The 7,978-nt window shown below is 45.8% G+C and carries 6 protein-coding genes; 2 read left to right on the top strand and 4 right to left on the bottom strand.

Annotation, left to right across the window (positions count from 1 at the left end; genetic code table 11):
* Positions 1-403 precede the first annotated feature (403 nt).
* A complete protein-coding gene (locus QUB13_RS26175; protein WP_333386784.1) occupies positions 404-1,105 on the bottom strand; it encodes a phosphatase PAP2 family protein in 702 nt (233 codons plus the stop codon).
* 256 nt (positions 1,106-1,361) lie between these two features.
* Here QUB13_RS26175 and QUB13_RS26170 point away from each other — a divergent pair, with 256 nt between their 5' ends.
* Complete coding sequence (locus QUB13_RS26170) at positions 1,362-2,438, top strand: M23 family metallopeptidase (RefSeq protein ID WP_333386781.1); 1,077 nt, start codon at positions 1,362-1,364, stop codon at positions 2,436-2,438.
* 270 nt (positions 2,439-2,708) lie between these two features.
* Here QUB13_RS26170 and QUB13_RS26165 read toward each other — a convergent pair whose 3' ends face one another.
* Positions 2,709-2,942, bottom strand: coding sequence for a hypothetical protein (locus tag QUB13_RS26165; RefSeq protein WP_194070816.1), 234 nt, complete (start codon positions 2,940-2,942; stop codon positions 2,709-2,711).
* A gap of 193 nt (positions 2,943-3,135) precedes the next feature.
* On the opposite strand from QUB13_RS26165, the gene QUB13_RS26160 reads away from it, so the two are divergent.
* Entirely contained in the window at positions 3,136-5,301 is a 2,166-nt protein-coding gene (locus QUB13_RS26160) for an NAD(P)/FAD-dependent oxidoreductase (protein WP_333386777.1), read from the top strand.
* Positions 5,302-5,629: 328 nt separating this feature from the next.
* Here QUB13_RS26160 and QUB13_RS26155 read toward each other — a convergent pair whose 3' ends face one another.
* Positions 5,630-6,958 (bottom strand): hypothetical protein, encoded by a 1,329-nt coding sequence (locus QUB13_RS26155; protein ID WP_333113294.1) that lies wholly within the window; start codon positions 6,956-6,958, stop codon positions 5,630-5,632.
* Between the two features lie 330 nt (positions 6,959-7,288).
* On the bottom strand, positions 7,289-7,951 hold the full coding sequence (locus tag QUB13_RS26150) for a (2Fe-2S) ferredoxin domain-containing protein (RefSeq protein WP_333087788.1): 663 nt from the start codon (positions 7,949-7,951) through the stop codon (positions 7,289-7,291).
* Between the last annotated feature and the right edge of the window lie 27 nt (positions 7,952-7,978).

Here is a 7,978-nt window from a genome sequence, read left to right as displayed (position 1 = left end):
TTGTTATTTGTTATTTGTTATTTGTTATTTGTTATTTGTTATTTGTTATTTGTTATTTGTTATTTGTTATTTGTTATTTGTTATTTGTTATTTGTTATTTGTTATTTGTTATTTGTTATTTGTTATTTGTTATTTGTTATTTGTTATTTGTTATTTGTTATTTGTTATTTGTTATTTGTTATAGCAATTCTAAATCATTTGTAAACTTCTTACTCCCTCCCCTTAGTAAGGGGAGGGTTGGGGTGGGGTAAAAAGATTTACGACTCATTTAGGATTGCTATAGTTGTTAGGTATTAATTGTTAGGTGTTAGTTGTTATTTATTAGGCGGTGCCCCCGTGCCCGCCCTCTTAGTAGTCAACCGTCAACCGTCAACCGTCAACCGTCAACCGTCAACAACTAAAACTATTCTTGAGGATTTTCAGGCGACAAAAACTTCTCTTCAGGAACAGGACGAGAATCATGAAACTGCTTCCATACTTGCAAGCTAAAAATACAAGCAAGCAGCCATATAAAACCAGCAATATAACCAGCAATCACATCGGTTGGCCAGTGCACTCCGAGATAAAGTCGGCTCAAACCAATAACAGCAATTAATACCACAGTCAAGCTGTAAATTAACCAGCGCTGCTTGGGAAAGCGCGAACCCAAGAGATATCCTAGCAAACCGTAAATAATCATTGAAATCATCGCGTGTCCGCTAGGAAAACTGTAAAATTTTACGTCAACCGTGCGCTCCCAAAGTAGAGGCCGATCGCGCGCAAACAGTTGTTTCAAGAGTAGATTTAAACCCAGACCTCCCACGCCTGTAACAGCAATAGTTGTGGCTTCGGAGCGATGTTTGCGTATCCACAATATAATACCCAAACTCACGCTCAGCATGAGCAGCACGTTGGGTTCTCCCAAAAATGTCAAGCCGAGCATGAGGCGATCGCGCAGCGGAGTGTGCAGGTTCCTAAGATATAGTAAGATAGATGTATCGAAAGCGTAGGTTTCCTTTTCCAAAACCTCTTCGGCAATGGTGGCAAACGCCCACATCGCCAAAGCAGCAACCGCAAGGCCGCCAAGCCGAATTATCGTAATCAGCGATCGAATTTTAGAGAGCATTTTTTAACTAATTAAGCAGTAAAAACCGAGAAAACTAAGCTGTTTTGCTTTGGCAATTTAACCTTTCTAGCGGGCAGAAATTCCGCTATACAAAAGTCTCAAAAAACAGACCAGTATAAATAAAAGACGCGACAGTTTACAATAAATATGGGAAACTCAAACGCCAGATCGATCGTCTAGATGATTGACCCAACTATATTTTGAATGATTGATTGATTTTTGACTTCATTCCTCAAATTTTATCTCCCACCGACGAATGACTATCATATCAAAAAAACACTTTTCTGCAATTTTGTTGGCCGTGGGGTTGACAAGTGCGGCTGCCTGTGCTAACAACACCTCAGTCAATGCACCGATCGCCCAAGCCAATACGATCGCCCAGCGCCTCGTTTCTTCAACCGTCGCCCAAAAGCCCAGCGGGCAATTCGGTAAGCCGATCGACTGTACCCTAGGAAAAGACTGTTTTGTATTGCTGTACTTCGATCGCGATCCGAGCCCGGCTGCAGTCGATTTTGGCTGCGGGCGACAAACCTACGACGGGCACGACGGCACAGACTTCGCCATTCCCGACGCCAAAGCAATGGCAAAAGGAGTTCCAGTTATCGCCTCCGCAGCGGGCAAAGTTTTGCGAGTGCGAGATGGTGTAGTCGATCGGCGCTTGCAAAACCCGACAGACAAAGCCAACGTCTCAGGCACAGAATGCGGCAACGGCATAGTAATCGATCACGGCGCAGGCTGGGAAGCCCAATACTGCCACCTCCGCCAAAACAGCGTGGTTGTGAAGCCGGGAATGCAGGTACAAAAAAGTACAGTTTTGGGCATGGTGGGAAACTCTGGGATGGCTTCTTTCCCCCACGTACACGTCACTTTTCGCTATCAAGGCAAAGCTGTAGATCCGTTTGTCGGTGCCGATGCCAAATTAGGCTGCAACACCGCCCGCAATCCAATTTGGGACAAGCCCATCGACTATGTTTCTACAGGTTTAATTCGCGCCGGTTTTGCCAGCAAAGCACCTGACGATAACGCTATCTGGGCCGGACAATTTTCTGAGACTAAACTCCCCATAAATAGCCCTGCTTTAATATTTTGGGTGCAGACTTACGGAGTCCTCAAGGGCGATCGCGAAGAATACAAATTATTTGCACCCAACGGTGAAACCATCGCCAACGCCAGCAAAGAAATTCCCGCCCCCAGCCGCACTTGGTTGGGTATTGTTGGCAAAAAAAACAGTACAAATTCTCCTCTAATTCCGGGAGTGTGGCGCGCAGAATATCGGTTGACGCGGGGCGATCGAGTTTTAACAGAAGTTAAGCGAGAAGTTGAATTGCGATAATCTTATTTATTCCTTCGCAACCTATCAATTCAAACAGTCAGAAACCGGGTTTTTTCCGACAATCATGTATCTCAGCCTTGAATTAAGTAAAAACCCGGTTTCTTGGGTATGGACGTGCAGATACTGTTAAAATAATCACAATATTTGGAAATAGTAGAAAAACATCGGACGGCGAATGGAATTCGCTCCTTGTCAAACGAAGTCCGCGCAGGCGGACTGAAGAAGAACGATAATTTTCGGTGCCGTGTCTTGTTCGGATTTTGATAACGATCAAGGCAAATTTTCCCAAGCTTGAGCTACAATTTCGCTCAACCAGAGCCTTTGAGCCAAATCGAGCAGGTTGTCGTCGGCGAGCAGCTCAGCCTTTAACTCGTCTAAAGACTGAGAACGCGATCGAGCTATTTGAATCACACCCGCGATCGCCGACGCCACCAATTCTTCATTCAGCGGCTGCTGTCGCAAAGCAATCATTTCTTGAGGATTCGTAGGAATGGGATAATTCATAAGAGTGCATATCAAAAAAAGTAGATACTGACCCGCTGCGGCTCAACTAAGAGCTAGGGCGATCGAGAAACTAAAAATCTTAAAACATTGTAAACTTATTTAAAACTAAATAAGTATTCGGGAGTATAGCCTACTTTGCTCCCTTGTCAACTCCCCCATCTTTATTAATTTATTCAGAATTGAACTCCCAATCATGCAAGAAATTCTTTATCTAGAAGTCCCCACACCCGATACAGCAGCAGTCTGCACCTGGCTGCAGCACGAATTCGACCCCGAAATCGGAGAAAAAATTATTACTCCTGACGGTTTTCGCCTGCTTTCCAACACAACAGCAGCGGAGTTGGTAAAATCTGGAACTCAAAATGCTAATCCAAAACCGACCCTCGCTGATACCAATTCAGAAAACCACAATTGGCGAACAGAACTTTCCACCTTTGTCTGGTCAGTACAGCGCACAACTTATTTAAAAGTCTTTCGTGTAGAAGACGCGCCGCCTGGAGAAAAACAGTTCCTGGAAACTCTAAATCTGGCTGTCAGAAACAAGTTTCCCGATCGCTACCCAGAACCCCCCACCATAGACCTCTCCAAACAGTCAATTTTTGACGCTCTTGCCCCCTATTACCCTCTCACCGTCAAATACTTCCAAAAAATGCCCAACGGCGAATACGACCTGCAGCGCGTTTACTGGTGGGAGCAGCGCTGGCGCGAAAACACTCGCAATCCTCAAAAGCCAAAGCAAGTAGTGTTTTTGAAGGAAGAAGGAAGAGGGGAGAAGCAAGAAGGAAGAGGGAAGAAGGAAGAAGGAATAGGGAAGAAGGGAGAAGGCACTGTTTCGGTGTCAGATGCTGGCGATACTGTTTACGATTTAATTTATATCGGCGGAGCATTAGGAGTGATTCACGCCGCCGTCATGGCGAGATTGGGCTACCGAGTGCTGCTGCTGGAACGAATGCCTTTCGGGAAGATGAATCGCGAGTGGAATATTTCGCGGGACGAAATGCAAAGCTTAGTTGATTTAGGTTTATTTACTGCAGCCGAAATCGAAACTTTGATTGCGCGAGAATACAAAGATGGCTACTGCAAATTTTTTGATGCTAACAATCCGCCCGTTGCTAAAGCGGCAATTCTGCACACGCCGAAGGTGCTGAATATAGCTTTGGACAGCGACAAACTGGTGTATTTGGCGGGAGTTAAACTCACAGAAGCGGGCGGGGAAATCTGGGACGAAACTGAGTTTATCAGAGCCGATATTGAAGCGGAAAAAGTTATAGTTCAAAGCTGCCACTTGCCGACAAAAACCGATCGCACTGTCAGCGGACGTTTGCTCGTCGATGCAATGGGTTCGGCTTCTCCCATCGCTTGGCAATTGAACGAAGGACGGGCTTTTGACAGCGTTTGTCCGACGGTTGGAGGAGTCATTGACGGAGGAATGGAGCCGGGAGTTTGGGATTCCGATTACGGCGACGTTCTCTGGAGTCACGGCGATATTTCCCGCGGCCGCCAACTGATTTGGGAGTTATTTCCCGGCGCTGGAGGAGAACTCACAGTTTATCTCTTTCACTATCACCAAGTAAATGCCGAAAATCCCGGTTCTTTGCTGGAATTGTACGAGGATTTTTTCGCAATTTTGCCGGAGTACCGCCGCTGCGATGTCAATAAATTAATCTGGAAAAAAACTACTTTTGGTTATATTCCGGGCCATTTTAGCACTACAAGTAGCGATCGCGCCGTGGCTGTCGATCGCCTAATTGCGATCGGCGATGCAGCATCTTTGCAATCTCCCTTAGTATTCACCGGTTTCGGCTCTCTCATCCGCAATCTTTTTCGATTAACAGATTTATTGGATACAGCTTTAAAGCACAATTTATTAAGTGCCAAACACTTAAACCAAATTCGTGCTTACCAGAGCAATATATCAGTAACTTGGCTGTTTTCTAAAGGGATGATGGTACCGACGGGGCGCACTTTGCCACCCCAAAGAATTAATTCAATGCTCAATACCTTTTTTGGTCTTTTGGCAGAACAAGAACTCACCGTCGCGGAAACTTTTATTAAAGACAGAGCCGACTGGCTAACTTTCAATCAATTAGCAATTAAAGCAGCCAGAAAAAATCCTTCTCTCCTGTTGTGGATTTTAGATTTTGTCACCTTCCGGGATATTTTGCGCTGGCTGGGGAGTTACTTAAATTTTACTCTGCTGGCTTTGGCGAGTTTCCTCTTCGGATGGCTTCCCAGTTTCGCCCGCAAAATACAGCCTTGGTTGGAGCCCCGCTATCCGGCTGTTTGGCTGCGGCTGTTGGCTACCAGCTATGCTCTCACTTACGGGATGGGAAAAGGGAAAAAAATAGTTTCGAGTTAAAGTTTGTAGTGAGGAATTCCGCACTACGAACTCGCGAAAACGGACGATCGTCCGCACTACAAACTGTTTTGTTGTGGTAATCGATCGCCCGTGATATTATCCCAAGCTGAAACCGTATTTGCTGTATTGTGGGTAATTGGTAAATCTGTGCAATCACCAATTATCTCAAATCCTCTCTTCATCGGAATAATAAATTAACTGTTAACAAGTAACAATTAACAAGTAACAATTAACAAGTAACAATTAACAAGTAACAATTAACAGTTAACAGTTAACAGTTAACATCATGAAGAGTGCAACCGGAATTGATATTACCGCATTAAATTAACTATCGAAAACTCGGCAATTCAATTTCAGCTAGCGATCGACGTTTTTTAGCAGCCCGCAGCGGACTAGCAATCAAAGTCAGCCAGTCTGGTTGCGCGATTGCTGTAGGCGTGGCTTCACTCGATCGCCCTTCTTGAATACCAAAGGTTTCCACAGAATTCAAAATTTGAACCGCCCTGGCCAATTCTTCGCTGCCCGATTTGACAGCAGCAATTTCTGGTTCAGACTCAGTTATCGGTAATTCCGGTTCCTCCACCGCCACCTCCGACTCAGTTACAGTCTCCTGAGTCCGGTAGGTTTCGCTCTCCTGCAATTGAAGGCCGGATACTTGGGCTAACTTGTTGAGTTCCTGATTGGCCGTGGGTTCAGTGTCGATCGCCTCTTCCACAGCCGCTGCATCTGGATGCTCTTCGGGCTCTGACCAAGGTTTGACAGGAGAAGCGTTAAAGGCTGGCGGCAGCGGAACTTGAGAGTTTTTGACCGTCGCCAGCAACGATTCTAATTGCTTGTGCGCCAAATCGTCCCCACTGTCAGGCGGCTCGTAAGTCGGCGGCTTCTGCGGCATCTCCAAACTTCTTTCCAAGGCTGCTTTGAATTGCAAAGTGTGGCGCTGCTGGCGGTGCAAGCGCGATCGTAATTCTCGGCAAACATTTTCTGTGGCTACTAGCTGATGAAACTGTTCGTTGTAGCGCTGCACCGTAGACGCACATTCTCGCTCAACAATCGCTAGCCTGGTTTGGCTGCTTGCTAACTTATTCCTTAAACTCTCCACTAAAATTTCTTGACTCTGGAGGGTTTGATGGGAAACTTCCACTTTGCCAAACAGCCGCGTCAATTGTTCTTGAGTGTTTTCGAGTTCAGCAGTCTGCTTTTCTAGCAAGGCTTCGCGATGCTGCCAGTTTTTTTGGGACTCTTCGAGCGCTGTTTCTAGCTGGGCGATGCGCTGCAAAAGGTCGCGGTTGCATTCGTGCAGTGCTTGCATCAGGGTTACTGGGGTCGATCCTTTGGCCTGACGCTGTTCGGCATTACCGAGCAGATTTTTGAGGTTCTCTGAAATCGGCGGTGTTCCCGCTTCGGGAGGCTGTGTCAGAGATTGCAAATTTTTTGTTTCTGCTGTTGTGGGAATGGCATCTACGCTGAGCGCGTTGGGAAAATCTAATGTTTGCCAGTCTTCTTCTGGCTGTTGGGGAACCGCAGGAGTATTTGTGGCAGGGGGGGCGATCGGATCAAAACCCCCAGCAGCGGCCAAATTTGACTGCAATGGTTCGGCATCCGATTGAACAGCAGGGTACGGTTGATGCTGATTAGCTCGAAGATCAGCTTCTGACATAGCTTTTTATCCCAATAGTCACAGGGTCTAAAATACAGTGTATCGTTATAGATTCTCTAAAAGGAAGCCCCCGGCCATTAGTTATTGGTCAATACGGTTCAGTTTATTTGAGATTGTAGATTGTAGATTGGGGATTTGGGGATTTGGGGATTTGGGGATTTACCACTCTCTCAGTCTCCCACTTTTTCTTGACGCGCGATCGGCTAAGGAATTTGCTAGTTACCAGACTGGAGCCTGGTAACTAATAGCTGGAAGCTCTGCCTCCTCTGACTTAGCTGTCTGTCGAAAAAAAGGAATATGTCAGGTGTTTAACTTATTAAAATTTCGTTCCTAAGCTTTAGCAACTGCAAAATGTTTGTCAATAATTGCTGGAACCTCTGCTGGTGCAATGCGACTGTAGCGAGTTTTATCTGGCATCACAACTATATTGGGGCCAGCTTTGCACTGTTTGAGACATCCGGTACCCTGAACTGTCACTTCTTCTTCTAAACCCCGCGCATTCAAAGCATTTTCTAAAGCTTTACAGACTGTTGCGGCACCGCGTTTTTGGCAGTCAGATTTTTGACATACTAATATTTTGGTTTGAGTTTTGGCGCGAGCTTTTACAGTTCGATCTGCTTCTGGAGGGCTGACTTCGGTTTTGCCGATCGCGCGATCGTCTGATGTCACAATCTCACCAGGCACACCCGTAAAGCCTTGCTGGTCGGGCAATCTATCTTTGTTTCCCCCAGCCAGCGTCAGACTGCGAGCTTTCAGTTTTATTTTACCGTTTTTTAAATTAAGTTCTTGCTCGCCTACAACTTTCACTCTCAATCCAGGTGTCAAAACAGGCGCTAAAAATGACCGCAATTCCTTGCGAAGTTTCACGAGGTATTCTACTTTGCGAGCGGTACTAATCCGCAAATATTTAAGTTTGCAGCCATCTTCAATAACTAGGCTGAGGATTTCTCCCTCTAAGTTGAACTCGGAAACTTGCTTGCCAGATTTATACATTGTTATAACTCCTTGATTGACTGTTCA

Source organism: Microcoleus sp. B4-D4 (assembly GCF_036705185.1).
GTDB lineage: Bacteria > Cyanobacteriota > Cyanobacteriia > Cyanobacteriales > Microcoleaceae > Microcoleus.
Note: the sequence above shows the minus strand (reverse complement) of the source record. Positions and strands in the feature narration are given on the sequence as shown.

Bases quoted from the DNA above. Each gene is read 5' to 3' on its own strand.
- QUB13_RS26175 (WP_333386784.1), bottom strand. From the start codon at position 1,105: ATGCTCTCTAAAATTCGATCGCTGATTACGATAATTCGGCTTGGCGGC.
- QUB13_RS26170 (WP_333386781.1), top strand. From the start codon at position 1,362: ATGACTATCATATCAAAAAAACACTTTTCTGCAATTTTGTTGGCCGTG.
- QUB13_RS26165 (WP_194070816.1), bottom strand. From the start codon at position 2,942: ATGAATTATCCCATTCCTACGAATCCTCAAGAAATGATTGCTTTGCGA.
- QUB13_RS26160 (WP_333386777.1), top strand. From the start codon at position 3,136: ATGCAAGAAATTCTTTATCTAGAAGTCCCCACACCCGATACAGCAGCA.
- QUB13_RS26155 (WP_333113294.1), bottom strand. From the start codon at position 6,958: ATGTCAGAAGCTGATCTTCGAGCTAATCAGCATCAACCGTACCCTGCT.
- QUB13_RS26150 (WP_333087788.1), bottom strand. From the start codon at position 7,951: ATGTATAAATCTGGCAAGCAAGTTTCCGAGTTCAACTTAGAGGGAGAA.